Source organism: Streptomyces sp. NPDC034085 (assembly GCF_055575555.1).
On sequence record NZ_JBVISL010000006.1, the window covers coordinates 178,898 to 205,053 of the forward strand.

The window sequence follows — 26,156 nt, forward strand, 5'->3', positions numbered from 1 at the left end:
GCGGGGGCCCTCGCTTTTGCCGGGGACCGCGGGGGCGGTACGGTCAACGGTCACGAGTGTGTGCCGAGGAGTGGGGGGAAGGGCGTCGATGGCGATTGCCAAGGCCGAGCGGCTGATGAACCTGGCGCTGTGTCTGCTGGGGACGCGCCGTCCCCTCAGCAAGCGTGAGCTGCGCGGTTCCATCGAGGCCTACCTCGAAGCCGGGAACGACGAGTCCTTCAACCGGATGTTCGAGCGGGACAAGGACGATCTGCGCGAACTCGGTCTGGTGATCGAGACGGTGGAGAACCTGGAGGGCGAGACGGGTTACCTGGCCCGCCGGGACAGCAACCGGCTGCCCCCCGTCTCCCTCGACGCGGAGGAGGCCGCCGCCCTCGGCCTCGCGGCCAAGGTGTGGCAGCAGGCCCGCCTGGCGGGCGCGGCCAGCGGCGCCCTGCAGAAGCTGCGCGCGGGCGGGATGCCGGAGGCCGGCGACCCGTACGCGGGCCAGCACTCCGCCATCGAGCCGCGGATCCCCGTCCACGAGGCCGCCTTCGAGCCGCTGATGCTGGCCTGCCGCGACCGGCGCCCGGTGGTCTTCGAGTACCGCAGGTCCAACGCCGCGCGGCCCGAGCCGCGCCAGGTGGAGCCGTGGGCCCTGGAGTGCTGGCGCGGCCACTGGTACCTGGCCGGCTACGACCGCGACCGCGGGGCGGAGCGGGTGTTCCGGCTCTCCCGGATCACCGGCAAGGTCCGCTCCCGCGCCGGGAAGTACACCGCCGAGGTGCCCGACGTGGTGACCGTACGGGAGACCGTGGCGGCCTGGGCCGGCGAGGGCGCCCAGCGTTCGGCGCTGATCCGGCTGCGCGCCGGCGCGGGGTACCCGCTGCGCGCCAAGGCGACCGCCGTGCGCGAGGACGGCGACGGCTGGGACGAGCTGGAGATCCCCTACGGGCACGGGCTGGACGCCTGGCTCGTGGAGTTCGGCCCGGACGTCGTGGTGGTGGGGCCGGCCGACCTGCGGGCCGATGTGGTGGACCGGCTGCGCGCCGTCGCCCAGGGCTGAACCCGAACAACAACAGCAACGCCCTGAGGGGGAGACGTAGCAGCATGGCCGCCAACGCCATCGACCAGACCCGCCGGATGCTGTCCCTGGTGACCTACCTGCGCGAGCGCCCCGGCGCGCACGTCGCGGACGTCGCCCGCGCCTTCGGGATCACCGAGGACGAGCTGATCTCGGACCTCGACGTGCTGCCCATGTGCGGGACCAGCTTCCGCGGCGGGGACCTGCTCGACATCGACACCGACGGGGAGCGCATCTGGTGGCGCAATCCCGACGCCTCGGGGGAGTCCACCGCCGAGCCGCTGCGCCTCGCCGCCGACGAGGCGACCGCGCTGCTGGTCGCCGCCCGCGCGGTGGCGACCCTGCCCGGGCTGCGCGAGAGCGACCGCAACGCGCTGCTGCGCGCCACCGCCAAGCTGGAGGCCGCCGCCGGCGAGGCCGCCGGGGCCAGCTCCCGGCTGTCGGTGACCTTCGAGTCCGAGGGCGGCGTCTTCGCCGACGTCGACCGGGCCATCGCCGAGCGGCGCCGGCTGTGGCTGCGCTACTACTCGCCGGCCCGCGACGAGCTGACCGAGCGCACCGTCGACCCGATCCGGCTCTTCGCGGTCGGGCACACCTACATGGAGGGGTGGTGCCACCTCTCGGAGGCCCGGCGCACCTTCCGGCTCGACCGGGTCGCCGAGATCCGGCTGCTCGACGAGCGGGCCGAGCCGCCCGCGATCGAGCCCCGCGACCTGTCCGAGGGCCTGGTGCAGCCGGCCGCCGAGGACCCGGAGGTGGTGGTCGAGGTGGGCCCCGGCGGGCGCTGGGTCGCCGAGTACTACCCGCACGACAGCGCCGAGGAGCTGCCCGACGGGGGACTGAGGATCACGCTGCGCAGCCCCGACCCGGCGTCCCTGCGCCGGCTCGCGCTGCGCCTGGGCCGCGACGGGCGGATCGTGTCGCCGCCGGAGCTGGCGGACAGCGCCCGGAAAGCGGCTCGAGAGGCACTCGCGGGGTACGGGGAACAGGTCTAGAGGGGGAGCGGGGAGCGATGTCGCGATCAGCAGGTGTGGTGCCGGTCACCTTCAAGGCCGCCTGTCCTGAGTGCCGGGCGCGTTTCGAGCTCGCGGCGGACGCGCTGCGCCTGGCGATCGGCGGCAGCCGGCGCACCACCTTCTACTCCTTCACCTGTCCCGAGTGCGCGAGGCCGGTCCGCAAACCCGCCGGTGAACGCATCGTGGAACTGCTCACGGGCGGGGGAGTGAGCACCCTGCGCAGCGTGTGAGGCCGGCGCGCTAGGCTCCTTCCATGCTGTGGCCGATGCTCGCGATCGCCCTGGGGTTCCTCGGGCTCGCCGTCCTGTCCGTCCTGGCCGTGCGGGTCTTCCTGGAGGTGCGCCGGCTGTCCGGGCAGGTCGCGCTGGCCAGCCGCCGGATCACCGAGGCGTCGGGCGACCTGGAACGGGCCGCGGCCGACCTCGCCCGGACCGGGCGGGCAGCGGCCCCGTGACCGCCGCGCCCGGCCGCGTGCTCGTCCGCTCGGGGGCGTCCCGTCCCCGTCCGCGTATGGAATCCGCGGAGCCGGACCCGTACCGTCGGTGGGGCGGGCCATTGCACGGACCCCCGGGGATTGCCGCCCGTTTACCCGTGGGGGTTACGATCCATGTCAGAGCGGCACCGGATCTTTGTCCGGTATCGCCAGGCCACCACAACCAGCCGCTTCGGTGAGAAGGAAGACACACATGATCGGCAATCTGAAGCCCCTTGAGATCCTTCTGATCATCGCTGTCATCGTGCTGCTGTTCGGCGCCAAGAAGCTCCCCGAGATGGCCCGCTCGCTCGGCAAGTCGGCCCGCATCCTCAAGAGCGAGGCCAAGGCCATGAAGAAGGACGGCGAGGCGGACGACGCCGCCACCGCCGCTCCGGCCGCCGACCCCGCGGCGCAGCAGCCCGTGGCCCCGCGCACCATCCAGGCCGCGCCCGGCGACGTCACCAGCGCCCGGCCCGTCAGCGAGCCGAACCGCACCGCCCAGGGCTGACGCGCGGCGGTCGCCCGTCACGACAGTCATCTGTAACGAGACAAGGGACGTGGGTTGCTCAAGTCTGCCCGCAAGCAGGGGAAACGAGACCGGCAGGCGAAGGACGCCGAAGGGCGGATGCCGCTGGTCGAGCACCTGCGTGAGCTGAGGAACCGGCTGCTGAAGTCGGTTCTGGCGATCATCGTGGTCACCGCGGTCGCGGCCTACTACTACCGGCCGATCATCGATTTCCTGCTGGAGCCGATGCTGTCCTCCGTGGGCTGCACGGGCGGGGCGACGCACCAGCGCAACGGCGCCCCCTGCGCCGAGATGACCACCAACGGCCTGACCGCGCCCTTCTCCATCGCGCTGAAGGTCGGCCTGTCCGCGGGCATCGTGCTCTCCGCCCCGGTCTGGCTCTACCAGCTGTGGGCGTTCGCCGCCCCCGGCCTGCACAAGAACGAGAAGAAGTACGCACTGAGCTTCGTCGCGGTCGGCGCACCGCTGTTCGTCGCCGGCGCCGTCCTCGCGTACAAGATCCTCCCGCAGACCGCGGAGATCCTCCTCGGCTTCACCCCCGACCACGTCAAGAACCTGCTGCCGGTCGACGACTACCTCGACCTGGTCACGCGCATGGTCGTGGTCTTCGGCCTCGCCTTCGAGCTACCCCTGATGCTGGTGCTGCTGAACTTCACCGGCGTCCTCACCGCCAAGCGGCTGGCGAGCTGGTGGCGCGCCATGGTCCTCGGCATCACGGTCTTCGCGGCGTTCGCGACGCCCACCGGCGACCCGGTGACCATGCTGACGCTGGCCTCCCCGATCGTCGCCCTGTACTTCGTCGCCCTCGGCGTCTGCCTGCTGAACGACCGGCGTCGCAAGCGCAACGACCCGGACGCCGGACTCGACGACGACGAGGCCTCCGAGCTGGACCTGACCCCGGCCCCGATCGGCCCGGCGGAAGCGGCCCCCGCGCCCTCCCCCGTGCCCGGGCAGGACGACGGCGGACGCCGCCAGATCAACGGTTACGACGACGCCACCTGACCGGTAGATTCCGGGGGTGAGCGCTGAGATCACCCTCTTCGTCAACCCCACCGCGGGACGCGGCCGGGCCGCGCACGCCGCGCAGCCGGCCGCTTCCGCGCTCCGGGCCGCCGGCTTCCGCGTCCGGACCGTCGTCGGCACCGACTCCGCCGACGCGCTGGCCCGGCTGCGCACCGCCGTCCGCGAGGGCACCGGAGCGGTGGTCGCGGTGGGCGGCGACGGGGTGGTCTCCCTGGCCCTCCAGGCCCTGGCCGGGACGCTGGTCCCGCTCGGGGTGGTCGCGGCCGGCACCGGCAACGACTTCGCCCGCTCGCTCGGGCTGCCCGTACGCGAACCCGCCCGGGCGGGCCGGCTGGCAGCCGAGGCCCTCAAGGAGGGCCGGATCCGGGAGATCGACCTCGGCCGGGCGGCCGGCACCTGGTACGGGACCGTGCTGTGCTCCGGCTTCGACTCGCGCGTCAACGACCGGGGCAACCGGATGCGGCTGCCGCTGGGCCGCTTCAAGTACGACCTGGCCATCGCCCTGGAGCTGGCCGCGTTCCGCCCCTTCCCGTACCGGATCACCCTCGACGACGGCCCGGTCGTCGAGACGGAGGCGACCCTGGTGGCCGTCGGCAACCTGTCCTCGTACGGCGGCGGGATGCGCATCTGCGCCGGCGCCGTGCCCGACGACGGGCTCTTCGACGTGACCGTGGTCGGCGACTGCGGGCGCGCCACCCTGCTGAAGGTGTTCCCGCAGGTCTACCGGGGGACCCACCTGACCCACCCCGCGGTCACCGTCCACCGCGCCGCCAAGGTCACCCTCGAAGCACCGGACCTGGGCGCCTACGCCGACGGCGAGCCGCTGGGTCCGCTCCCCGTGACGGCCGAGTGCGTCCCCGGGGCGGTCCGTCTCCTCACGTAAATGACCGGGACTGTTGTCAGGGGCGACGGGTAGGCTCGACAGCAAGATGACCGAAGAACTCTCACCCGCGGAGCGGTACGCCGCTGCCCGGATCCGCGCCGCCGAAGAGGCCTCCGCCCTGGCCCCCTTCCGCGAGATGTACGCATTCGACCTGGACCCGTACCAGGTCGAGGCCTGTAAGGCACTGGAGGCCGAAAAGGGCGTCCTGGTGGCCGCCCCGACCGGCTCGGGCAAGACCATCGTGGGCGAGTTCGCCGTCCACCTCGCCCTCCGGCAGGGCCGCAAGTGCTTCTACACCACGCCCATCAAGGCCCTGTCGAACCAGAAGTACGCCGACCTCGTCAAGCGCTACGGCGCCGCCAAGGTGGGCCTGCTGACCGGCGACAACAGCGTCAACGGCGACGCCCCCGTGGTCGTGATGACCACAGAGGTCCTGCGCAACATGCTCTACGCGGGCTCCCAGGCGCTCAGCGGCCTCGGCTACGTCGTGATGGACGAGGTGCACTACCTCTCCGACCGGTTCCGCGGCGCCGTGTGGGAGGAAGTGATCATCCACCTCCCCGAGTCGGTGACGCTCGTCTCGCTCTCCGCGACCGTCTCCAACGCCGAGGAGTTCGGCGATTGGCTCGACACCGTGCGCGGCGACACCGAGGTCATCGTCTCCGAGGAGCGGCCCGTACCGCTGTGGCAGCATGTGATGGCCGGCCGCCGGATCTATGACCTCTTCGAGGAGGAGTCCGACCACGGAGGCCGCGGCTCCGGGCGCCGGGAGGTCAACCCCGACCTGCTGCGCATGGCCCGCGAGGAGAACAGCCGCACCTACAGCCCCAAGGACCGGCGGCGCGGCAAGATGGTCCGCGAGGCCGACCGCGAGCGCGAGCGCCGCTCCCGCAGCCGGATCTGGACGCCGGGCCGCCCCGAGGTGATCGCCCGCCTGGACAACGACGACCTGCTGCCCGCCATCAACTTCATCTTCAGCCGGGCCGGCTGCGAGGCCGCCGTCCAGCAGTGCCTGTACGCGGGCCTGCGGCTCAACGACGACACCGCGCGCCTGAGGGTCCGTGAGATCGTCGAGGAGCGGACCGCCTCCATCCCCGCAGAGGACCTGCACGTCCTGGGCTACTACGAGTGGCTCGAAGGCCTGGAGCGGGGCATCGCCGCGCACCACGCGGGCATGCTGCCCACCTTCAAGGAGGTCGTGGAGGAGCTGTTCGTACGCGGCCTCGTCAAGGCCGTCTTCGCCACCGAGACCCTCGCGCTCGGCATCAACATGCCCGCGCGCACGGTCATCCTGGAGAAGCTGGTCAAGTGGAACGGCGAGCAGCACGCCGACATCACCCCCGGCGAGTACACGCAGCTCACCGGCCGGGCCGGGCGTCGCGGCATCGACGTCGAGGGCCACGCGGTGGTGCTGTGGCAGCGCGGCATGGACCCGGTGCAGCTCGCCGGGCTCGCGGGCACCCGCACCTACCCGCTGCGCTCCAGCTTCAAGCCCTCGTACAACATGGCCGTGAACCTGGTCAGCCAGTTCGGGCGGCACCGCTCGCGCGAGCTGCTGGAGACCTCCTTCGCGCAGTTCCAGGCCGACCGCTCGGTCGTCGGGATCTCCCGGCAGGTCCAGCGCAACGAGGAGGGCCTGGAGGGCTACCGCGAGGGCATGACCTGCCACCTCGGCGACTTCGAGGAGTACGCGCGGCTGCGCCGCGACCTCAAGGACCGCGAGACCGACCTGGCCAAGCAGGGCGCGGCGCAGCGCCGGGCGCAGGCGGCCGGTTCGCTGGAGAAGCTCAAGCCGGGCGACGTCATCCACGTGCCGACGGGCAAGTTCGCCGGGCTCGCGCTGGTCCTGGACCCGGGCGTGCCGGGCGGACGGGTCAACGGGCACCGGGGGTACGAGTACCAGGAGGGCCCGCGCCCGCTGGTGCTCACCGCCGAGCGGCAGGTCAAGCGGCTCGCCGCGATCGACTTCCCCGTCCCGGTCGAGGCCATCGACCGGATGCGGATCCCCAAGACCTTCAACGCGCGCTCCCCGCAGTCCCGCAGGGACCTGGCGACGGCGCTGCGCAACAAGGCCGGCCACATCCACCCGCAGCGGCACCGGCCGGGCCGGGCCGCCGCGGCCGACGACCGCGAGATCGCGCGGCTGCGCGCGGAGCTGCGGGCGCACCCCTGCCACGGCTGCGACGAGCGGGAGGACCATGCGCGCTGGGCGGAGCGCTACCACCGGCTCAAGCGGGACACGCAGCAGCTGGAGCGGCGCATCGAGGGCCGGACGAACACCATCGCCCGCACCTTCGACCGGATCCACGCCCTGCTGACCGAGCTGGACTACCTGCGCGAGGACGAGGTCACCGTGCACGGCAAGCGTCTGGCGCGGCTCTACGGCGAGCTGGACCTGCTGGCCTCGGAATGTCTGCGCGAGGGCGTCTGGGAGGGGCTGAACCCGGCCGAACTGGCCGCCTGCGTCTCGGCGTTGGTGTTCGAGGCGCGGCAGTCCGACGACGCGGCGCCGCCCAAGGTGCCGGGTGGCGCGGCGAAGGCGGCGCTGGGCGAGATGGTCCGCATCTGGGGTCGGCTCGACGCGCTGGAGGAGGAGCACCGCATCAACCAGGCGGAGGGCGTGGGCCAGCGCGAGCCGGACCTCGGCTTCGCGTGGGCGGCCTACCAGTGGGCCTCCGACAAGAGCCTGGACGAGGTGCTGCGCGAGGCGGAGATGCCGGCCGGTGACTTCGTACGCTGGTGCAAGCAGGTCATCGACGTGCTGGGGCAGATCGCGCAGGCGGCCCCCGCCTCCACGGCCCCCGCGTCCTCGGCGGGCGGCAGCACGGTGGCGCGCAACGCCCGCAAGGCCGTTGACGCACTGCTGCGGGGTGTAGTGGCCTACAGCTCGGTCGGCTAGGCGCATTTGGGGCTTCCTCCAAAGCCCCTCCTGGCCGGATCTCATCTCTTGCCATGATCGTTTCCGTGTGTCCTGTGCGACGATCGGAGTATGAGCGGGGGAACGGGAGAAGGTCCGAGACGGGTCGGTCGGCCGCGCGCCGATCGGCTGAGGCCGGACAGCGGCCGGCCGCCGCGCGAGGAACTCCTCTGCGCGGCGGCCGAACTGTTCACGGTCCGCGGGTACGCGGCCACCACCACGCGGGCGGTGGCCGAACGGGCCGGAATGCGGCAGGCCACGATGTACCACTACTTCGGCGGCAAGGAGGAACTCCTCGCCGAACTGCTGGAGTCCACCGTCGAGCCCTCGCTGGCGCTCTCCCGCCGGCTGCTGGCCGACACCGGCCGGCCCGCCGCCCGCCGGCTGTGGGAACTGTGCCGCTCGGACGTGCTGCTGCTGTGCGGGGGTCCGTACAACCTGGGCGCCCTCTACCTGCTGCCCGAGCTGCGCGCGCAGCGGTTCGCGCAGTTCCGCCGGATGCGCGAGCAACTGCGGGACGGCTACCGGGCGTTGCTGGCCGCCACGCCCGTCGGCGCCCAGCTCGCCGGGGACCAGGCCGGGCTGGACCTGCGCAACGACCTGGTCTTCGGCCTGATCGAGGGCGTCATGCTGGTCCGCCGCTCCGATCCGGGCCGCCCGGTCGCGGCCTTCGCGCAGGCCGCGGCCGACGCCGCCCTGAGGATCGCGGGGCTCACACCGCCGGGCCCGCTTCCCAGCCCGCGCGGTCCTGCCAGGCCTGGAGGGTGAGGCCGGTCTCCAGGCGGTGGGCCAGGCCGGTGACCGGGTCGGTGAAGGCCAGGGTCCGGGCCAGCAGCTGGAGCGGGCGCCGGTAGTCCGACGGGTCGGCCGCCCCGGCCACCACCGGGTAGACGGGGTCCCCCAGGATGGGCAGCCCCAGGCTGTTCATGTGCACCCGCAGCTGGTGGGTGCGTCCGGTGTGCGGGGTGAGCCGGTAGCGGCCCAGGCCGTCGCGGGCCTCGGCGAGCTCGACCAGGCTCTCCGCGTTGGGCTCGGCGCCGGGGACCTCGACGGCGGCCATCACCCCGCGGGTCTTCTCGATGTGGCTGCGGACCAGCCGGGGCAGCTCGAGCGCCGGGTCGTGCGCCGCGATGGCCTCGTACTCCTTGTGGACCCGCCGCTGCTGGAACAGCAGCTGGTAGGCGCCGCGGTCCTCGGGCCGGATGCTGAACATCACCAGCCCGGCCGTCATCCGGTCCAGGCGGTGCGCCGGGCTCAGGGCCGGCAGGTCCAGCTCCCGGCGCAGCCGCGCCAGGGCGGTCTCGGTGACGTGGCTGCCGCGCGGGGTGGTCGCCAGGAAGTGCGGCTTGTCCACCACCAGCAGGTGCCGGTCGCGGTGGACCACGCGGATCGGGAAGGGCACCGGCGGCTCGGGCGGCATGTCCCGGTGGAACCAGAGCCAGCCGCCCGGCTCGTACGGGTCCTCGTGGCGCAGCACCCGTCCGGCCGGGCCGAGGACCCGCCCGGCCGCGAGCAGCCGGGCCATGGACTCCGCGCCGCGGGTGCCGGCGTACCGCTCGGTCAGGTAGTCGCCCAGCCGCGGCCACCGGCCCCCGGGGTCGGGGGGCAGGCGCATCCGGACCGGGTCGATGCCGGCCTGCTGGGGGAGGGGCGCGGGCGGGATGTGCGATCTGCGGGTCATCGGGACCAGGGTAGGCCGCTACCGCCGGGTGAAGGTGCCGAGGTGGTTGTGGTCGAGGTACTCGACGCGGACCGTGCCGTCGGAGAAGGACACACCGGTGCGGCCGACGGCGTTCTCGCCGGTGGTCTCGAAGCTGAACGTGTCGCCGTCGTAGTGCGTCAGCGGGAAGCGCAGGGGCCGCGGCCCGAGGGAGAGGACCAGCCCCTTGCCGGCGGGGTCCGCGGTGACGGTCAGCCGGCCGTAGTACGGGTTCTCGTAGGTGCCGGTGTAGACGCCGTCGGCGCGGGCGGGCTTCGCGCCGGCCGGGGGGTGGTCGTAGTCGGTGTCGGACCGGACCGCGTCGTTCAGCTGCTCGTACGTGGCGGCGAGGAGCGGCAGCCAGTCGGCGGTCGGCTTGCCGTGCTCGGCGATGTCGAAGAAGTCCAGGGCGATGGAGTCGGCGAGGCCCACGGGGGAACCGTTGGTCAGGACGACGATGCCGAGGCGCTCCAGCGGGAGCATCGTGGCGTTGGTGTTGGCGCCGAGCTCGAAGCCCCCGGAGTGGCTCAGGCGCAGCCGGCCGGCGTCGTCGTAGCTGACGTTCCAGCCGAGCCCGTAGAACTGCGGGACGCCGCGGGGGGTCTGGGCCTGGGAGACGATCTCGGGGATCCGGGTGCGGGTGAGGGTGTCGGCGGGGATGACGCGCTTGCCGTCGAGGGTGCCGGTGTTCAGCTGGAGCCGCAGCCAGCGGGCCATGTCGCGGGCGGTGGAACTGGTCCCGCCCGCCGGGGTCTGGGCGTCGGCGTCGCGGACGTGGCGGGGGCTCCAGGTGTTGCCGCCCTTGCCGGGGGTGCCGGTCCTCACGTGGCCGGAGGCCCGGTCCGGGGCCTTGGCGTAGGCGGAGAACTCGGTACTGGTGCGGGTCATGCCGGCGGGCTTGAACAGGGTGTCCTCGCTGAGCCTCTGCCAGCTCACGCCGTGGTCGCGGGCGACGGCCTCGGCGGCGGCGGTGAACCCGAAGTTGGTGTACGCGTAGCTCGAACGGAAGGGGGTCAGCGGCTCCTCGCGGAGGTGGCCGAGGATGTACGCCTGGTCGTAGCCGAGATCCTCCAGGAGGTCACCGGCGTGGTCGGGGAGGCCGCTGCGGTGCGACAACAGGTCGGCGGGGGTGACGTGCGAGGTGACCCACGGGTCCTTGAGGGCGAAGCCGGGGAGGGTGCCGGCGAGGGGCTTGTCCCAGGCGTCGGGGGAGGCCAGGGCCCCCGCGATCACGGTGGAGGTGACCGGCTTGGAGACGGAGGCCAGCTGGAAGACGGTGTCCGGGCCGACCTTGGCGCTCTCGCCGGTGCGGCGGAGGCCGAAGCCCTTGAGGTAGACCACCTCGTCGTCGTGGACGACGGCCACGGAGAGGCCGGGTACCCCGGTGCGGCGCATGCCGTCGGCGATGACGGCGTCGAGGCGGGCCACGGCGGAGGCGACGGCGGCGTCGGTGAGACGCGGCCGCGGGGGCGGGGGAGGGGCGGGCCCGGCGGCCACGGCCCCGGCGGAGGCCAGCAGCATCGCGGCCCCGACGAGTCCGGCGGCGCGGAGCGTACGCATGGGGTCATTGTCCGCCCTGCGGCTGCGGCGCGCCGCTCGGGCGCTACCGGACTCCGCCCGGCCGGGCGTGGGCCGCCGTGCCGGACTCCGTCCGGTGGGCCTGGGGCCGGGGCCGGCACGTGGCCTGCCGGAGTGCACCGCTGCGGGGGCTGCCCCCCCGCCCCGCCCCTTCGCCCGTTCCTCCAGGACTCCGCCCGGACCCCTTCTGGGGCTCCGCCCCCAGACTGAGGCGCGGGCGCGCGGCGCCCGTACGGGGTCCGGGGCGGAGCCCCGGGGAACGGTGGAAGGGCGGGTAGGGGACGGCCCCGCGCAGCGGCGCCCCACCCGCAGGCGACCCACGGGCACCGGCCCCGCCCCAGGTGCGACGGCCGGGGTTCGGCGCGGCGGGCCCGGACCGGGGCGCACCCGGGCGCTGACCGGTGCGAGGCCCGCGTCGCGAACAGCTCGGCTAGGCGGCGGCCCGGGCCGCCAGGTCCTGTTCGGCTTCGACCGTGGCGTTCCAGTCGCGCTTGATCGCGCGCCAGCCCTCGTCCGTCTCGCCCAGGCGCCAGTACCCGGAGATCGACAGCCGCTCGCGGGCGATGCCCCGGTCCAGGCGGAGGTGGCGGCGCAGCTCCTTCACGAAGCCCGCCTCGCCGTGGACGAAGGCGTGGACGTCCGTCGAGGGGAACTCCAGCGCCTTGACCGCTTCCACCAGCGCTTCGCCCACCGGGCGGTCGCCGCGGTGCAGCCAGACCGGGGAGACGCCGTCCGGGGTCGTGACGGGCTGCTCGTCCGCCGGGCCCGAGACCTCGATGAAGGCGTGCACCCGCGCGCCCCGCGGCATCCGCTCCATCGACGCGGCGATGCCCGGCAGCGCGCTCTCGTCGCCCGCCAGCAGGTGCCAGCCCGCGACCGGGTCGGGGGCGTAGCTGCCGCCCGGGCCCAGGAAGTGGACCGGCTCGCCGGGCTGGACGCGGGCCGCCCAGGGGCCGGCCAGGCCCTCGTCGCCGTGGACGACGAAGTCCAGGGTCAGCTCCAGGCGCGCCGGGTCCCACGCTCTGACGGTGTACGCGCGCTGGCGCGGCCAGGCCTCGCGGCGGTGCGTCGCGCGGATCACGTCCAGGTCCCAGGGCTCGGCGTACCGCACGCCCTCGGGTGCGAGGAGGAGCTTGACGTAGTGGTCCGTGTACTCGCCCGCGCCGAAGCCGGCCAGCCCGTCGCCGCCCAGTACGAGGCGGACCATGTGCGGCGTCAGTCGTTCGGTGCGTACGACGACTGCGGTGCCGACGGTACGGGCGCGTCCTTCTGCCACGGTGTCTCCCCTCACGAAGCTTAGGATTACCTAAGTTAGCATCTCATGGGCGCATCGCGCTGCTCAGACGTGACGCCGCTCCTCCCAGTCCCCACCGATGGGCGAGTGCCTCCACCATCTCGGGTCGAGCGGGTGCCTTCGGAAGGGCCGCTTCGAAGGCCGGGAGCGGCACGTCGGCCGCCACCCGGACGACCTTCGGGGCGACCGCCAGGTAGGGGCGGGACTCGTCCAGGCGCTTGCGCTGGGTGGGCGTCAGCTTCGACTTCGGGTCGTCGACCGCCGCGAGGATCCCGGCCAGGTCGCCGTACGCGTCCAGCAGCTTGGCCGCCGTCTTCTCGCCGATGCCCGGCACGCCCGGCAGGCCGTCGCTCGGGTCGCCGCGCAGCAGCGCGAGGTCCGCGTAGCCGGGGCCGTCCACCCCGTACTTCTCGCGCAGCCAGGCCTCGTCGGTCACCTGGAGGGAGCCCACGCCCTTGAGGGGGTACAGGACGCGGCGCCGGCGGGCGTCGTCCACCAGCTGGTAGAGGTCCCGGTCGCCGGTGACGATGTCCACCGGGCCGGTGGCGCGGGCGGTGAGGGTGCCGATCACGTCGTCCGCCTCGTATCCGGCGACCCCGACCCGGGCGATGCCGAACGCGTCCAGCGCCGCCTCGATGATCGGCACCTGCGGCAGGAGGGTGTCCGGCGTCTCCTCCACGTCCGGACCGGACTCCGTTTCCCGCGCGACCCGGTGCGCCTTGTAGGACGGGATCAGCTCCACCCGCCAGTGCGGCCGCCAGTCGGCGTCCATGCAGGCCACCAGGTCGTCCGGGCGGTGGTCCTGGACCAGCCGGCCGATGAAGTCGAGCAGCCCGCGCACGGCGTTGACCGGGGTGCCGTCGGGGGCCTTCACGGAGTCCGGCACGCCGAAGTAGGCGCGGTAGTAGAGGGAGGCGGTGTCCAGGAGCATCAGGCGTCGTGTCGTCACGCAGACGATGATGCCGCACCGCCGCCGGGCGGTGAGGGGTCACCCGGAGTGGGCGGACAGTCACTCAAACAGTTGCCCCGGCGCGCGCGTTCGCGGTGGCTCGCGGAGGGTTTGATCACCGGCAGGGCGTGGAGCCCGGCCGGTCGCGTCCGCCCCGCCCCGTTCCCCCGTCACGTGAGGGTTCCGCATGCCCCGTCGCGGAGTCGCCCGCGCCCTCGTCGCGAGCGCCGTGCTGTCCCTGCTCCCCGCCGGCCCCGCCCGGGCCCACGACGGCTCCGCCGGTCCGGCCGCCGCCACCGCCCGGCAGAGCCCGGCCGAGCTGCGCGAGCGGGTGCGCCGGGAGGTCTCGCCGGCGGAGGCGCGCCTCCTCGGCCCCGAGCACGCCGAGGCGCACGCCCGTACCCGGCTCGCGATGCGCGACGAAGCGGGCCGGCCCGACAGCGTCAGGGCCGCCCGGCTCGACTCCCTGAGGGAGTCTCAGGCCAGGACGAACGCGGGCTTCCGGCCCGCCCTGTACGGTGCGTTCACGGAGTACTTCGGCTCGCCGGACTTCGGTGCGCACACCGCCCTGCTGCCCACCGGCAAGGTGCTGCTGTACTCCTCCGCGCCCACCGGCGCCGCACGCGCCTTCCTGTGGGACCCGGCGAAGGGCACGGCGGCCGGGGCGTTCACGAGGGTCGCCCCGCCTCCCGCCCCCCTCTCCCCCCGTACCCGCCACACCCTCCTGCCCGGCGGCGAGCTCGACGTCTTCGACGGCGACGGGGCCACCGGGCCCTCGCTGGTGTTCGACCCGCGCACGGAGACCTGGAGCCGCGGCCGGAACACCGCCGCCGGCCGCCGGTCGGGCGTCGCGGGCGGGTACGGGCCGCTGTGGGGGACGCGGGCCCCGGCGATGGAACGGTTCCCCACGCTCGGGCACCCCGCCGCGGCCACCGCCCCGGCCTCCGGACCCACCGGCGGACGCCGTCACGACACCACCCTCGCCCTGCCCGACGGGAGCCTGCTCACCGCGAGCGGCGCCTACGACATCCACGACTACGCGGGCGGCCTGCTCAGCCCCGCCCCCGACCTGAAATACCGCCAGCTGGAGCTGCACGACACCAAGGGCGGCTGGCGGCTCGGGCCGGTGCAGCGGCTGCCGCGCGGCCACCACTCCAACGCGCTGCTCCTCCCGGACGGCCGCGTCATGATCACCGGCGACGAGCTCCAGCAGACCGCCCACGACCCGGACCTGCACGACGGCATGCCCGGCAGCATCGAGATCTACGAGCCCGCCCAGCTGCACCAGGGACCCCGGCCCGTGCTCGACGAGGTGCCCTCGGAGCCGCTCGCCCCCGGTGCCCGCTTCACCGTGCGCACCCGCACCCCGGACCGGGTCCGGCGGGCCGTCCTGCTGGCCCCGGACACCGCCACGCCCGCCTCCGGCACCGGCCGGCGGCCCGTCGAACTGCCGATCGGGCGGCGGGCGGGCGGGGTCCTCACCCTCCAGGCCCCACCACCCGGCGCCGCCCTGGCCCCGGGCCCCCACCTGCTCTTCCTCCTCGACGCGCACGGCGTGCCCGGCATCGCGCGCTGGGTCCGGCTGGCCTGACCCCGACCGCCCCCCGACCCCACCCGCTCCCGCTCCTCCGCCCCACCCTCCCAGGAGACCCGATGGACGACGCGCAGCCCCCCGCCCCCGCCCGCAGGACCGTCATCAAGGCCGGGGCGGCGGCCGCCGCCGCGCTCGCCGTGTGCCCCGTCGGCGCCTCCGCCGCGCAGGCCGCGCCGGCCGCGACGCCGGGCAGGCCGGCCCCCGCCCCGTCCGCGGGCGGTCCCGGGTCCGCCGGCCTGCCCCTGCGCACCGACCGCACCAGCCAGGGTGACATCCTGGCGGGCTCCCGCAAGGACCACGCCTGCCTGCTGCTCCTGCACTTCCACGACGCCGGGCGGGCCCGGGCCTGGCTCGCCCGGCTGCTGCCGGAGATCTCCACCACCGAGGAGATGGCCCGGTTCAACGCCGCCTTCAGCGCGGCCCGCCTCAAGGCGGGCGGCGCCCACCCGTCCGGGCTCTCCGCCCAGTGGACCGGGCTGTCCCTCACGCACGCCGGGCTGCGCCTGTTCGCCGGCCGCGAGCCCTTCCCCGCCCTGCCCGCCGGCAGCACCGCCGAGGCGTTCGCGCAGGGCGCCGCCCAGCGCGCCGAGGCGCTCGGCGACACCGGCGAAAGCGCCCCCCGCTCCTGGCTGTTCGGCGCCGAGGAGCCCGGGGGCGCCGTGCACGCCGTCCTCAGCCTCTCGGCGGACGACCCCGCCCGGCTCGCCTCCGCCGTCGCCCGCCACAAGGAGGCCCTCGGCCCGGCCGGCGGCGAGGTCGTCTTCCGGCAGAACGGCGGCAAGCTGCCGGGGGCGCTGAAGGGGCACGAGCACTTCGGCTTCTCCGACGGCATCAGCCAGCCCGGCGTACGCGGCTTCCACGAACCGGACCCGGCCGACGGGACCACCGTGAAGGGCAAGCCGGGGACCCGTCTGGTCCCGCCCGGGGAGTTCCTCGTCGGGCAGGAGAAGGCCGGGCGGCGGCCCGCCGGACTGCCCGCCTGGGCCACCGGCGGCTCCTTCCAGGTGGTGCGGAGGATGGCCCAGGACGTCCCGGGCTGGTGGGCGCAGGCCCGCGAACGGCTGGCCGACCTCAAGAGGGCCGGGGCCGCGCCGCCCGAGGCGACCGAGACCTGGGTCGCGGCCCGCCTCGTCGGCCGGTGGCCCGGCGGCACGCCCGTCGCGGGCTGCCCGCTCGCCGAGCAGCCCGCTCCCTTCGGGACGGACCCGGACGCCGCCCTGAAGTACGCGGACGACCCCGACGGCCGGCGCACCCCGTTGTTCGCGCACATCCGCAAGGGCAACCCGCGCGACGGCCTCGTGCCCGCCCCCGGCCGGCCCCCGCTGGCCGCCGCCGAGCTGGACAACCGGCGGATCATCCGGCGCGGCATCCCCTACGGCCCCGCCTACGACTTCGAGCGGCCCGCCGGGGAGCAGCGCGCCCCGCGCGGCCTGGTCTTCGTCGGCTACCAGGCCGACCTCGTCCAGCAGTACGAGTTCGTCATCAAGCGGTGGATCGACGAGACCGACTTCCCGCCCGGCCGCAACCCCCGCGTCGGAGCGGACCCGGTCATCGGCCCGGAGTCCCCCGTCACCTTCGAGACCGCATCCGAGCGCGGCAGCCGCCCCACCACCCTGCGCTTCGGCCGGTTCGTGCGCACCGAGGGCGCCCTCTACGCCTTCACGCCCTCGCTGCCCACCCTGCGCGCCCTGGCCGAGGGCCGCCTCGACGACTCGGTGGAGGTCCACGCCGGCACCGTCCTGCGTGCCGGCGACGTCCTCGACGCGGGCGCCGTACGGCTGGCCTTCCAGGCCGACGGGGACCTCGTCCTGCTCGACGCCGAGGGCGCCCGCCTGTGGAACGCGGGCACCGGCGGCGCCGGCCGGGAGGCCGTCTTCTCCGCCGACGGCGAGCTGAGCGTGCGCGACGCAGGGGGTGCGAGCGTGTGGAGCAGCGGGACCGGCGGGCACCCCGGGGCCCGGCTGCTGGTCCGTCCCGCCGGCGACGTGGTGGTGCTCGACGGCGACCGCGCCCTGTGGAGCAAGGGCGGGGCCCGCGTAGGGTGACGGGGGAACCACGGGAACCGGCCGGGTCGCCGCCGGCTGGGCCCTTGCGCGCGAATCCGGAGGCGGTTGCTGCGTAAGGTGCTTAGAGCACACCGATGTGCGACGACGGACAGGGGAGGGCAGCCCCGACATGAACGGCAAGGAAGACGGAAGCACCGCGGACGCCGCGGACGGCGGGCGCTACGCGGCCGCGCGTGCGGGCGCGGCCGACGCCCACGACAAGGAAAAGGACTCCAAGGAGCCGCTGCGGGTGGGCGTCGCCGTGCGCAAGCGGCGCCGCGCGCTGCACCTGACCCTCGCCGCGGTGTCAGCGCGCAGCGGCCTGTCCGTCCCCTTCCTCAGCCAGATAGAGAACGAGCGGGCCCGCCCCAGCATGCGCTCGCTGGAGCGGGTCGCGGACGCGCTGGAGACCACGGCCCTCGACCTGCTGGCCGCCTCCGACACGGCGCGCACCGTGGACCTCGTACGGGCCGGGGACGAGTCCGGGACCGCTCCGGTGACGGGCGTGCGCCCCCTGGTGCGCGGCCACCACCAGCTGCACGCGCTGGAGTTCACCGGCGACCAGGACGCGGGCCGCGAGTACCAGCACCGCAACGACGAGCTGATGTACGTGGTGGCCGGCGCCTGCCAGGTGGAGGCCGAGGGGCGGGCGTACCGGCTGGAGTGCGGGGACGCGCTGTTCCTGTCCGGCGGGGTGCGCCACCGCTGGCGGGCGGTCAGCGACGACACCCGGCTGCTGGTCGTCGCCGTGGGCGACCACATCCACGCCACCTCCGAGCCGCCCTCGCCGGGGCGCTGAGGCGGTGCGCGTCGTCTCGCTCGTGCCGTCCCTGACCGAGGCGGTGGCCGTGAGCGCGCCCGGCGTGCTGGCCGGGGTGACCGACTGGTGCACGCACCCCGCCGGCCTGGGGGACGCCGTGCGGATCGGGGGCACCAAGAACCCGGATGTACGGGCGGTCGTGGAGCTGCGCCCGGACCTCGTGATCGCCAACGAGGAGGAGAACCGGGCCCCCGACCTGGCGGCGCTGCGCGCGGCCGGGGTGGAGGTGCTGGTCACCGAGATCCGCAGCCTGCCGCAGGCGCTGAGCGAGCTGGACCGGGTGCTGGTGGGGGCCCTGGGGCTGAAGCGGCCCCCGTGGCTGGACCGGGCCGAGCAGGCCTGGGCGGCCGTGGAGCCCGTCGGATCCCTGACCGCGTTCGTACTGGTGTGGCGGCGGCCCTGGATGGTGCTGGGCCGCGACACCTTCGCCGGGGACCTGCTCGCGCGGCTGGGCGTGCGCAACGTGTACGCGGAGCACCCGGAGCGGTATCCGAGGGTGCCGCAGGCGGAGCTCGCCGCGAGCGGCTGCGATCTGGTGGTGCTGCCGGACGAGCCGTACCGCTTCACCGCCGCGGACGGCCCGGAAGCCTTCCCCGGGCTGCCCGCCGGCCTGGTCAGCGGCCGCCACCTGACCTGGTACGGGCCCTCCCTGGCACGGGCCCCGCAGGTGCTGGCGGCAGCCGTGGAGGCGGCGCTCCGGACGCGGGCCGTCTAGACGGCCTAGCAGGCCGGCAGCAGGCGGCCGGCGAACAGGCCGCGCAGGGTGTGGACGGCGGCCGGCAGCCAGGCCGTCAGCAGGGCCAGGAACAGGGCGGTGGCCAGCCAGGCGAAGGCGTCCAGACCGGTGTGGCGGGCCAGCCCGGCGGCGCCGGTGACGCAGGTGCCGACGGGGAAGGTCAGCGCCCACCAGGTCATCGCGAAGCCCATGCCGCCACGGGCGGCCCGGACCAGCATCGAGACGGCGAGGGCCAGCCACAGCAGGGCGAAGCCCATGACGGGCACCCCGTAGACCACCGCGAAGGCCCCGAGGGCGTGCGCGTGGGCGGCGTCGATCGCCCCGGGGGCCACGTCGGCGAGCTGGTTCACGGCGGTGGTGGACTGGCCGAGGGGGCCGAGGACCAGGAACAGGGTCGGGGTCAGCACCAGGGGCAGCGGGCCGCTCACGACCAGCCGGCCGAAGACCAGGGGGAGCAGCAGCAGGGTGGCCAGCAGGCTGACGCCGAACATGGCGTAGCAGGCCAGCAGCAGTGCCTCGCGGGGCTGCCCGGCGGGCAGGTGGGGGACCAGCAGCGGGCCGACGGCGGCGGAGACCATGGGGGAGACCACGGGCAGCAGCCAGACGGGGGTGGCCCGGGAGGCGTCCACCTCGTGCCGGACGACCATCAGATAGGGCACCACCACGGCCATGACCAGGCCGATCAGGGTGCCGGCGGTGAAGAGCACGGCGTCCGCGGCGACGGCGGCGCCCGTCCCGACGAGGTCCTTGCCGACGATCAGGGTGCCGCCGCCGACGGCCAGCAGGGCCATCGCGAGGCAGCCGTAGAAGGGCGCCACGGCCGGGTCGAGGAGGTGGGCGCGGGCCTGGTCGCGGTGGTGGAGCCAGTGCCCGGCCCGGGCGGCCAGCAGCACGGCGAGGGCCACGGCGGACAGCGCCCAGGCGATCTGGCAGGCCACGCGCTGGCCGGGGAGCTGGTACGGGAGGGTCGCGCCGGCGTTGGCGATGATCGCCGTGCCCATGACGGGGGCGTACCAGTTGGGGGCGAGGTGGCGCAGCCGCGGGACCTTGTGGGTCCGCAGGACGGGTGCGGCGGTGGTGCGGGGGCGTACGACGGTGGTGGCCATGGGCCCAGCGTCCCGTCGGGAGGGAACCTGCGGCAGAGGCCGCAGGTCTATGAGGCCATAAACTGATGTTATGGGTAACGAGGAGCTGGTTCCGCTCGCGCACCGCGTGCCGGACCTGGGAGCGCTGGAGCTGCTGCTCACGGTGGCCCGGGTGGGCAGCCTGAGCGGCGCAGCGCGGCGGCTGGGCATCACGCAGCCGGCGGCGAGCAGCCGCATCCGGGCCATGGAGACCCGGCTCGGGGTGGCGCTGGTGGACCGCTCGCCGCGCGGCTCGACGCTGACGGCCGAGGGCGCGCTGGTCACCGACTGGGCCCGGCGGGTGGTGGAGGCCGCCGAGGCCTTCGACGTGGGGGCCCAGGCGCTGCGGGGCCGGCGGGACTCGCGGCTGCGGGTGGCGGCCAGCATGACCATCGCCGAGTACCTGCTGCCCGGGTGGCTGATCGCCCTGCGCGGCGAGCGGCCCGACACGGCGGTGTCCCTGCACGCCGGGAACTCGGCCGACGTCGCCCAGCGGGTCCTCGCGCACGAGGCCGACCTCGGCTTCGTGGAGGGGCTGACCGTCGCCGACGGCCTGGACTCCGCCGTCATCGCGCAGGACCGCCTGGTGGTGGCGGTGGCGCCGACCCACCCGTGGGCGCGGCGCTCGCGCGGGGTGGAGCCGGCGGAACTGGCCCGCAGCCCGCTGATCCTGCGGGAACGGGGCTCGGGCACCCGGCAGGTCCTGGACGCCGCGCTCGCCGCTTCCGGGGGGCTGGCCCAGCCGCTGCTAGAGCTGGCCTCGACCACCGCCGTCAAGGCGGCGGCGCTCAGCGGGGCCGGGCCGTGCGTCCTGTCGGAACTCGCGCTGGACGACGAACTGTCGACCCGCCGGCTGGTGGAGGTCCCCGTCCCGGGCGCCGCCCTCGCCCGCGCCCTGCGCGCGGTCTGGCCCACCGGCTCCCGCCCGGCGGGCCCGGCGCGCGACCTGCTGTCGCTGACCCGGCGCTGAGGCGCAATGGCGCTCCCCGGCGTCGGGGAACCGCACCCCGGCACTCGGTCCCGGTGCCGCGCGGCGGGACCAGCACGGCTCAGCTGCGTGCCTGGAGCGACTTCGTCAGGAGCCCGCCCGCGACGATCAGGGCCACGCCCAGCCACCACACGTTCCCGTCGAAGACCAGCACGGCGATGCCGATCGGCACCAGCAGCCCCGCCAGCGGCAGTAGCAGCCCCGCCGTGGGCGGCGCCCCGCCCCGGCCGTCCGCGCGGGCACGGAGCACCTGCGGGTACCAGACCGTGAAGCGCACGGCGGCGACGATGGCCAGGATCTGGATGATCCAGCCCGTCCAGATGTTGTCGGGGTTGTGCAGCACCAGGTCGCCGAAGCCGCCCGCGAGGGCCGCCACCAGGAAGGCGAGCCCCCACGCGCCGGTGATCACGTAGTTGGCGCGCAGGAAGGCGGGCGCGTGCCACAGGGACGGGTCGGTCCGCTCGCGGGCGTACTGCAGGGTGAAGGGCATCCGCACCGCCATCGACCCGAAGGCGATCACCGTCAGGGTGAGGTTCGCGATCTCCCCCGCGTACGTCTCCAGCCAGCGCAGCGTGCCGTCGCCCGCCAGGGCGCCGATGACCGCCAGCGCGGCGAAGAACACCACGTCGGCCAGCTCCAGCAGCTTCCAGGACGCGGCCCGGTGCACCAGCCGGCCCACCACCACCAGCGCGAGGGCCGCGGCCAGGGCGATCCCGACCGCGACCTCGAACCGTCCCGGGCCGACCAGCAGGGAGAAGAGGATCCACGGCGCCATCCCGACGACCGGGTTCTCCAGGAACCCGGACGCCGGGCCGGTGGCCCTGCCGCGGCCTTCCGCGCCTTCCGTCCGCACCCTCCCAGCCTGCGCGCGGCCGGGACGGGCGGCCATTCGGGGGGTCAGGACACCGCGACCGCCGTGCGGGCGCCGGCCGCCTCGACCAGCGAGGCCATCACCCGGGTGTCCTTGTCCCGCTCCGGGTGCCACTGCACGCCCAGCACCCAGCGCGAGCGGTCGGGGATCTCGATGGCCTCCACCGTGCCGTCCACCGCGTACGCCGAGACGACCAGCTCCCGGCCCAGGCGGTCCACGGCCTGGTGGTGGTACGTCGGGACGTCCGCCTCCTCCGGGACCAGCTCCGCGTACCGGGTGCCCGCGACGGGACTGACGGGGTGCCAGGAGGTGACGCCCGGGGTGTGGACGTGGCCGTCGATGTGCTGGATCAGGGTGCCGCCCAGGGCCACGTTCAGCGCCTGCATGCCCCGGCAGATGCCCAGTACGGGGAGGTCGGCGTCCAGGGCGGCCCCGATCAGGGCGAGTTCCCATTCGTCGCGGACCCGCGCGGGGGGACCCGTACGGGGGTCGCGCGCGGCCCCGTAGCGGGCCGGGTCGACGTCCGGGCCGCCCGAGACCACCAGGCCGTCCAGCCGGCTCAGCACCTCCGCGGCCCGCTCCGGTTCGTCCGGCGGCAGCAGCACGGCCGCGCCGCCCGCCGCCTGCACCAGCTCGTAGTACCCGGCCGGGACGAGGGACGCGGGCAGGTCCCACACGTTGTAGCGGGTGGATTCCTCCACGTAGGCGGTGATGCCGATGAGCGGCCTGGGCACGGATTACCTCCAGGATGGTGCCGGATCGAGGGGCGGTACAAGGCTCTCAGCCGCGGGTCAACTCCGCCTCGGCTTCCGCCAGCGCGGCGGCCTCTTCCTCGGGTGCCGAGGCCACGAGGCGGTGGCGGCTGAAGAGCGCGAAGTAGGCGAGGGCGACGGCGTACACGGCGAGCGCGATGAGCGCCGCGTCCTGGTCCACCAGGAAGGTGGCGACCAGCGCCGACAGGGCGAGGACGAAGGCGACGGAGGAGGTCAGGACCCCTCCGGGGGTGCGGTAGGGCCGTTCCAGCGCGGGTTCGCGGCGCCGCAGCACGATGTGCGAGAGGGCCATCAGGGCGTACGAGATGGTCGCCCCGAACACCGCGACGTTCAGCATCCGCGCGCCGTCGCCGGTGGCCGCCGCGAGGGCGAACCCGATGGCGCCCGGAATCACCAGTCCGAGGTACGGGGCCTTGCGCTTCGAGGTGAGGGACAGGAAGCGCGGCAGGTACCCGGCCCGGGACAGGGCGAAGAGCTGGCGCGAGCCGGCGTAGATGAGCGAGAAGAAGGAGGCGACCAGCCCGGCGAGCCCGGCGTAGTTGACGAAACGGCTGAGCGCGGTCGGCCCGCCGTCCCCCTCCAGGGCGACGACCAGCGGGTTCCCGGCGGTCCTGAGGGCGTCGGCGCCCTGCGCGCCGGTGGCGGCGAAGAAGGTGATCACGGCGAGCAGCGTGAGGACGCCCATGGCGATGGCGAGCGCCTTCGGCATGGAGCGGACCGGGTCCTTGGCCTCCTCGGCGGCGAGCGGTACGCCCTCGACGCCCAGGAAGAACCACATGCCGAAGGGGAAGGCCGCCCAGATGCCGAGGACTCCGAAGGGCAGCCAGGAGCCGGAGCCGAACGCGTCCGGGTCCACCGGGATGTCGTCCAGGGCGCCCGCGTCGAAGCCGGTGAGGGCCCCGAGGGCGAAGACCAGCAGTGCGGCCACGGCGACGGCGGTGACGACGAGGCTGAAGCGCAGCGCCTCGCCCACGCCCCACAGGTGCACGCCGATGAAGAGGGCGAAACAGCCGAGGTAGACCGGCCAGCCGGAGGTCAGCCCGAACAGGCCGAGGGACTCGACGTAGTCGCCGATGAAGATGACGATCGCCGCCGGGGCCAGGACGTACTCGATGAGGATGGCGGTGCCGGTCAGGAAGCCGCCCCAGGGGCCCAGCGCGCGGCGGGCGAAGCCGTAGCCGCCGCCCGCCGTCGGCAGGATCGTGGACAGCTCGGCGAGGGAGAACACCAGGCAGGCGTACATGGCGCCCATGAGCACGGTGGCGATGGCCAGGCCGCCGAAGCCGCCCTTGTCCAGGCCCACGTTCCAGCCGGAGAAGTCGCCGGAGACTACGTACGCGACACCGAGGCCGGTCAGCAGCAGCCAGCCGGCGCTGCCGCGGCGCAGGGAGCGGCGTTCGAGGTACGCGGCGTCCGAGTCCCCCGGGGAGGGGGGACTGGACACGGGCACGGGTGCGATGTCGTCGGCCATGTGCGCTCCTGCCTAGGGCAATGCAATGGTTGTGAGGCGTACCTTTGCGTCAAGGGTGTGGAGCGCGCAAGACCCCCGCGTTAAACGGGGGTTACGAAAACCTCCCCGGCGCCTCACGCCAGGAACCCGCGCAGCAGGGCCGCCGTCCCACAGCAGTGCTCGCGCATCACCGCCCGCGCCCCCTCCGCGTCGCGCTCCAGCACCGCCTCCACCAGCGCCGTGTGCTGCTGCTGCGAGTGCTCCAGGTTGCGCACCAGCAGCGGGATGCAGTCCAGCAGGTCGTTCACGCGCGCCCGGACGGCCGCGTACTGGGCCGTCAGGGTGGCGGAGCCGGCGAGTTCGCACAGCGCGAGGTGGAAGAGGGTGTCCTGGCGGCGGTACTCCGCGAGCGGGGCGTCGTGGGTGGCCGCCAGCGCCGCCAGCAGTCGCTCGGCGCCCTCCTCCGAGAGCCCCTGTGAGGCGCACAGCCCGGCCGCGCCCACCTCCAGCACCTCGCGGAAGCGCAGCACGTCCTCGATGTCCACCCCGGCCACGCGCCGCCGCAGCTCCTCCTCGGCGCCGCCGGCCGGCGTGTCCGGGCGGGCCAGCACGAACGTTCCGCCGTACCGCCCGCGCCGGGCCTCCACCAGGCCCTGGTCCTGGAGCACTTTGAGCACCTCGCGCAGGGTGACCCGGCTGATCCCCATCCGCTCCGCCAGCTCCCGCTCCGGCGGCAGCCGCTCCCCGCCCGGCACCAGGCCCAGCCGGACCACCTGGAGGATCTGCTCCAGGGCCTCCTCGAAACCGTTGCCCGCCCGCACCTGCCGCAGCACGGGATTCAGCCGCGCGATCGCGCCACCGCCGCTCGCCGTGTCGGTCATCTCGGCCCCTCCCCTTCCCAAGCAATGGTTCTGTTCAATACCTTAGGCCTCCTCGGCTCACCGAAGGAGAGATTCCAGTGGTAGACCGCAAGCCGCCGCTCGCGCCCGGGGAGCTCCGTGCCCTCGTCGCGAGCGGTGAGATCGACACCGTCGTCCTGGCCTTCCCCGACATGCAGGGACGTCTTCAGGGCAAGCGGTTCGCCGCACAGTTCTTCCTCGACGAGGTCCTCGCCCACGGCACCGAGGGCTGCAACTACCTCCTCGCCGTCGACACCGACATGAACACCGTCGACGGATACGAGATGTCCTCCTGGGACCGCGGCTACGGCGACTTCGCCATGCGCCCCGACCCCGCCACCCTGCGCCGCATCCCCTGGAACCCCGGCAGCGCCTTCATCATGGCCGACCTGGGCTGGAACGACGGCACCCCCGTCGTGGCCGCCCCCCGGCAGATCCTGCGCCGCCAGCTGGAGCGGCTCGGCGAGCTCGGCTACACCGCCATGGTCGGCACCGAGCTGGAGTTCATGGTCTTCCAGGACACCTACGAGCAGGCCTGGAACGCCAACTACCGGGGCCTGACCCCCGCCAACCAGTACAACATCGACTATTCCGTCCTCGGCACCGGCCGCGTCGAACCCCTCCTGCGCCGCATCCGCAACGAGATGCAGGCCGCCGGCCTGGTCGTCGAGTCCGCCAAGGGCGAGTGCAACCTCGGCCAGCACGAGATCGCCTTCCGCTACGACGAAGCGCTCACCACCTGCGACCAGCACGCCGTCTACAAGACGGGCGCCAAGGAGATCGCCGCCCAGGAGGGCGTCTCGCTCACCTTCATGGCCAAGTACGACGAGCGCGAGGGCAACTCTTGCCACATCCACCTCTCGCTCACCGACGCCGACGGACGCAACGCCATGGCCGCCGCCGACGCCGACCAGGACCACGGCATGTCGACCGTGATGCGCCACTTCCTGGCCGGCCAGCTGGCCGCACTGCGCGACTTCTCCCTTCTCTACGCCCCCAACGTCAATTCGTACAAGCGTTTCCGCCCGGGATCCTTCGCGCCCACCGCCGTCGCCTGGGGCTACGACAACCGCACCTGCGCCCTGCGCGTGGTCGGCCACGGCCGCTCCACCCGCTTCGAGAACCGCCTCCCCGGCGGCGACGTCAACCCCTACCTCGCCGTCGCCGGCCTGGTCGCGGCGGGCCTGTACGGCATCGAGAACCAGCTGGAACTGCCCGAAGCCTGCACCGGCAACGCCTACACCGCCGACTACGCCCACGTCCCCGCCACCCTGCGCGAGGCCGCGGAACTCTGGGAGAACAGCGAGATCGCCAAGGCCGCCTTCGGCCCCGAGGTCGTCGCCCACTACCGCAACATGGCCCGCGTCGAACTCGACGCCTACGACTCCGCGGTGACCGACTGGGAGCTGCGCCGCTCCTTCGAACGCCTCTGA

Annotated in this window: 24 protein-coding genes; 15 read left to right on the plus strand and 9 right to left on the minus strand. The window is 74.3% G+C overall.

Annotated features, from left to right (window positions below; all coding sequences use genetic code 11):
* The first annotated feature begins 88 nt into the window (after positions 1 to 88).
* From ACZ501_RS22100 to ACZ501_RS22140, 9 genes are all read left to right on the plus strand, one after another.
* Positions 89 to 1,045 carry a helix-turn-helix transcriptional regulator gene (locus ACZ501_RS22100; protein WP_361607208.1) on the plus strand — a complete coding sequence of 319 codons (957 nt, stop codon included), beginning with the start codon at positions 89 to 91 and terminating at the stop codon, positions 1,043 to 1,045.
* A gap of 44 nt (positions 1,046 to 1,089) precedes the next feature.
* Positions 1,090 to 2,058: a helix-turn-helix transcriptional regulator gene (locus tag ACZ501_RS22105; RefSeq protein WP_361607205.1), complete on the plus strand. Its 969-nt coding sequence runs from the start codon at positions 1,090 to 1,092 to the stop codon at positions 2,056 to 2,058.
* Positions 2,059 to 2,075: 17 nt separating this feature from the next.
* A complete protein-coding gene (locus ACZ501_RS22110; protein ID WP_361607202.1) occupies positions 2,076 to 2,309 on the plus strand; it encodes a hypothetical protein in 234 nt (77 codons plus the stop codon).
* A gap of 23 nt (positions 2,310 to 2,332) precedes the next feature.
* Positions 2,333 to 2,533, plus strand: coding sequence for a hypothetical protein (locus tag ACZ501_RS22115; RefSeq protein WP_361607199.1), 201 nt, complete (start codon positions 2,333 to 2,335; stop codon positions 2,531 to 2,533).
* A 232-nt stretch (positions 2,534 to 2,765) separates the two neighbouring features.
* A complete protein-coding gene (tatA, locus tag ACZ501_RS22120) occupies positions 2,766 to 3,062 on the plus strand; it encodes a Sec-independent protein translocase subunit TatA (protein WP_361607196.1) in 297 nt (98 codons plus the stop codon).
* A 54-nt stretch (positions 3,063 to 3,116) separates the two neighbouring features.
* Positions 3,117 to 4,082 (plus strand): twin-arginine translocase subunit TatC, encoded by a 966-nt coding sequence (gene tatC / locus ACZ501_RS22125; protein WP_362463992.1) that lies wholly within the window; start codon positions 3,117 to 3,119, stop codon positions 4,080 to 4,082.
* Between the two features lie 16 nt (positions 4,083 to 4,098).
* Positions 4,099 to 4,986 carry a diacylglycerol kinase gene (locus ACZ501_RS22130; protein WP_468797455.1) on the plus strand — a complete coding sequence of 296 codons (888 nt, stop codon included), beginning with the start codon at positions 4,099 to 4,101 and terminating at the stop codon, positions 4,984 to 4,986.
* Positions 4,987 to 5,032: 46 nt separating this feature from the next.
* Entirely contained in the window at positions 5,033 to 7,885 is a 2,853-nt protein-coding gene (locus ACZ501_RS22135) for a DEAD/DEAH box helicase (RefSeq protein WP_468797457.1), read from the plus strand.
* Positions 7,886 to 7,975: 90 nt separating this feature from the next.
* Complete coding sequence (locus ACZ501_RS22140) at positions 7,976 to 8,671, plus strand: TetR/AcrR family transcriptional regulator (protein ID WP_468797459.1); 696 nt, start codon at positions 7,976 to 7,978, stop codon at positions 8,669 to 8,671.
* Here the strand turns inward: ACZ501_RS22140 and ACZ501_RS22145 are convergent.
* From ACZ501_RS22145 to ACZ501_RS22160, 4 genes are all read right to left on the minus strand, one after another.
* On the minus strand, positions 8,616 to 9,584 hold the full coding sequence (locus ACZ501_RS22145) for a pseudouridine synthase (protein ID WP_361607182.1): 969 nt from the start codon (positions 9,582 to 9,584) through the stop codon (positions 8,616 to 8,618). The two genes, ACZ501_RS22140 and ACZ501_RS22145, sit on opposite strands and share 56 nt — an antisense overlap.
* A gap of 18 nt (positions 9,585 to 9,602) precedes the next feature.
* Positions 9,603 to 11,162 (minus strand): serine hydrolase, encoded by a 1,560-nt coding sequence (locus ACZ501_RS22150; RefSeq protein WP_468797462.1) that lies wholly within the window; start codon positions 11,160 to 11,162, stop codon positions 9,603 to 9,605.
* A gap of 448 nt (positions 11,163 to 11,610) precedes the next feature.
* A complete protein-coding gene (locus tag ACZ501_RS22155) occupies positions 11,611 to 12,456 on the minus strand; it encodes a siderophore-interacting protein (protein WP_468797465.1) in 846 nt (281 codons plus the stop codon).
* 43 nt (positions 12,457 to 12,499) lie between these two features.
* A complete protein-coding gene (locus ACZ501_RS22160) occupies positions 12,500 to 13,405 on the minus strand; it encodes a 5'-3' exonuclease (protein WP_361607211.1) in 906 nt (301 codons plus the stop codon).
* A gap of 205 nt (positions 13,406 to 13,610) precedes the next feature.
* Here ACZ501_RS22160 and ACZ501_RS22165 point away from each other — a divergent pair, with 205 nt between their 5' ends.
* The 4 genes from ACZ501_RS22165 to ACZ501_RS22180 all read left to right on the plus strand — a co-directional run bounded on the left by ACZ501_RS22165 (position 13,611) and on the right by ACZ501_RS22180 (position 18,597).
* The gene (locus ACZ501_RS22165) at positions 13,611 to 15,014 is read left to right on the plus strand and encodes a galactose oxidase-like domain-containing protein (RefSeq protein ID WP_468797468.1); all 1,404 of its coding nucleotides are present in this window, start codon (positions 13,611 to 13,613) and stop codon (positions 15,012 to 15,014) included.
* A gap of 62 nt (positions 15,015 to 15,076) precedes the next feature.
* A complete protein-coding gene (locus ACZ501_RS22170; RefSeq protein ID WP_468797471.1) occupies positions 15,077 to 17,062 on the plus strand; it encodes a Dyp-type peroxidase in 1,986 nt (661 codons plus the stop codon).
* Positions 17,063 to 17,312: 250 nt separating this feature from the next.
* Positions 17,313 to 17,861, plus strand: a complete 549-nt coding sequence (locus tag ACZ501_RS22175) for a helix-turn-helix domain-containing protein (protein WP_468797702.1) — start codon at positions 17,313 to 17,315, stop codon at positions 17,859 to 17,861.
* Between the two features lie 4 nt (positions 17,862 to 17,865).
* Positions 17,866 to 18,597: a helical backbone metal receptor gene (locus tag ACZ501_RS22180; protein WP_468797474.1), complete on the plus strand. Its 732-nt coding sequence runs from the start codon at positions 17,866 to 17,868 to the stop codon at positions 18,595 to 18,597.
* A gap of 5 nt (positions 18,598 to 18,602) precedes the next feature.
* On the opposite strand, the gene ACZ501_RS22185 is transcribed toward ACZ501_RS22180, so the two are convergent.
* Positions 18,603 to 19,724: a TDT family transporter gene (locus ACZ501_RS22185; RefSeq protein WP_468797477.1), complete on the minus strand. Its 1,122-nt coding sequence runs from the start codon at positions 19,722 to 19,724 to the stop codon at positions 18,603 to 18,605.
* A 70-nt stretch (positions 19,725 to 19,794) separates the two neighbouring features.
* On the opposite strand from ACZ501_RS22185, the gene ACZ501_RS22190 reads away from it, so the two are divergent.
* On the plus strand, positions 19,795 to 20,712 hold the full coding sequence (locus tag ACZ501_RS22190) for a LysR family transcriptional regulator (protein ID WP_362466276.1): 918 nt from the start codon (positions 19,795 to 19,797) through the stop codon (positions 20,710 to 20,712).
* A 79-nt stretch (positions 20,713 to 20,791) separates the two neighbouring features.
* Here ACZ501_RS22190 and ACZ501_RS22195 read toward each other — a convergent pair whose 3' ends face one another.
* The 4 genes from ACZ501_RS22195 to ACZ501_RS22210 form a co-directional block, all read right to left on the minus strand.
* A complete protein-coding gene (locus ACZ501_RS22195; RefSeq protein ID WP_468797480.1) occupies positions 20,792 to 21,583 on the minus strand; it encodes a hypothetical protein in 792 nt (263 codons plus the stop codon).
* Between the two features lie 44 nt (positions 21,584 to 21,627).
* A complete protein-coding gene (locus tag ACZ501_RS22200) occupies positions 21,628 to 22,335 on the minus strand; it encodes a gamma-glutamyl-gamma-aminobutyrate hydrolase family protein (RefSeq protein ID WP_361608749.1) in 708 nt (235 codons plus the stop codon).
* A 46-nt stretch (positions 22,336 to 22,381) separates the two neighbouring features.
* Entirely contained in the window at positions 22,382 to 23,845 is a 1,464-nt protein-coding gene (gene eat / locus ACZ501_RS22205) for an ethanolamine permease (RefSeq protein ID WP_362466285.1), read from the minus strand.
* A 113-nt stretch (positions 23,846 to 23,958) separates the two neighbouring features.
* Entirely contained in the window at positions 23,959 to 24,705 is a 747-nt protein-coding gene (locus ACZ501_RS22210; RefSeq protein ID WP_361608751.1) for a FadR/GntR family transcriptional regulator, read from the minus strand.
* 77 nt (positions 24,706 to 24,782) lie between these two features.
* Between ACZ501_RS22210 and ACZ501_RS22215 the strand changes: the two genes are divergently transcribed.
* Positions 24,783 to 26,156, plus strand: coding sequence for a glutamine synthetase family protein (locus tag ACZ501_RS22215; protein ID WP_361608753.1), 1,374 nt, complete (start codon positions 24,783 to 24,785; stop codon positions 26,154 to 26,156).

Coding starts and splice junctions, on each gene's coding strand:
- ACZ501_RS22100 (WP_361607208.1), top strand. CDS start 89: ATGGCGATTGCCAAGGCCGAGCGGCTGATGAACCTGGCGCTGTGTCTG.
- ACZ501_RS22105 (WP_361607205.1), top strand. CDS start 1,090: ATGGCCGCCAACGCCATCGACCAGACCCGCCGGATGCTGTCCCTGGTG.
- ACZ501_RS22110 (WP_361607202.1), top strand. CDS start 2,076: ATGTCGCGATCAGCAGGTGTGGTGCCGGTCACCTTCAAGGCCGCCTGT.
- ACZ501_RS22115 (WP_361607199.1), top strand. CDS start 2,333: ATGCTGTGGCCGATGCTCGCGATCGCCCTGGGGTTCCTCGGGCTCGCC.
- tatA (WP_361607196.1), top strand. CDS start 2,766: ATGATCGGCAATCTGAAGCCCCTTGAGATCCTTCTGATCATCGCTGTC.
- ACZ501_RS22135 (WP_468797457.1), top strand. CDS start 5,033: ATGACCGAAGAACTCTCACCCGCGGAGCGGTACGCCGCTGCCCGGATC.
- ACZ501_RS22140 (WP_468797459.1), top strand. CDS start 7,976: ATGAGCGGGGGAACGGGAGAAGGTCCGAGACGGGTCGGTCGGCCGCGC.
- ACZ501_RS22145 (WP_361607182.1), bottom strand. CDS start 9,584: ATGACCCGCAGATCGCACATCCCGCCCGCGCCCCTCCCCCAGCAGGCC.
- ACZ501_RS22150 (WP_468797462.1), bottom strand. CDS start 11,162: ATGCGTACGCTCCGCGCCGCCGGACTCGTCGGGGCCGCGATGCTGCTG.
- ACZ501_RS22160 (WP_361607211.1), bottom strand. CDS start 13,405: ATGCTCCTGGACACCGCCTCCCTCTACTACCGCGCCTACTTCGGCGTG.
- ACZ501_RS22165 (WP_468797468.1), top strand. CDS start 13,611: ATGCCCCGTCGCGGAGTCGCCCGCGCCCTCGTCGCGAGCGCCGTGCTG.
- ACZ501_RS22170 (WP_468797471.1), top strand. CDS start 15,077: ATGGACGACGCGCAGCCCCCCGCCCCCGCCCGCAGGACCGTCATCAAG.
- ACZ501_RS22185 (WP_468797477.1), bottom strand. CDS start 19,724: ATGGCCACCACCGTCGTACGCCCCCGCACCACCGCCGCACCCGTCCTG.
- ACZ501_RS22190 (WP_362466276.1), top strand. CDS start 19,795: ATGGGTAACGAGGAGCTGGTTCCGCTCGCGCACCGCGTGCCGGACCTG.
- eat (WP_362466285.1), bottom strand. CDS start 23,845: ATGGCCGACGACATCGCACCCGTGCCCGTGTCCAGTCCCCCCTCCCCG.
- ACZ501_RS22210 (WP_361608751.1), bottom strand. CDS start 24,705: ATGACCGACACGGCGAGCGGCGGTGGCGCGATCGCGCGGCTGAATCCC.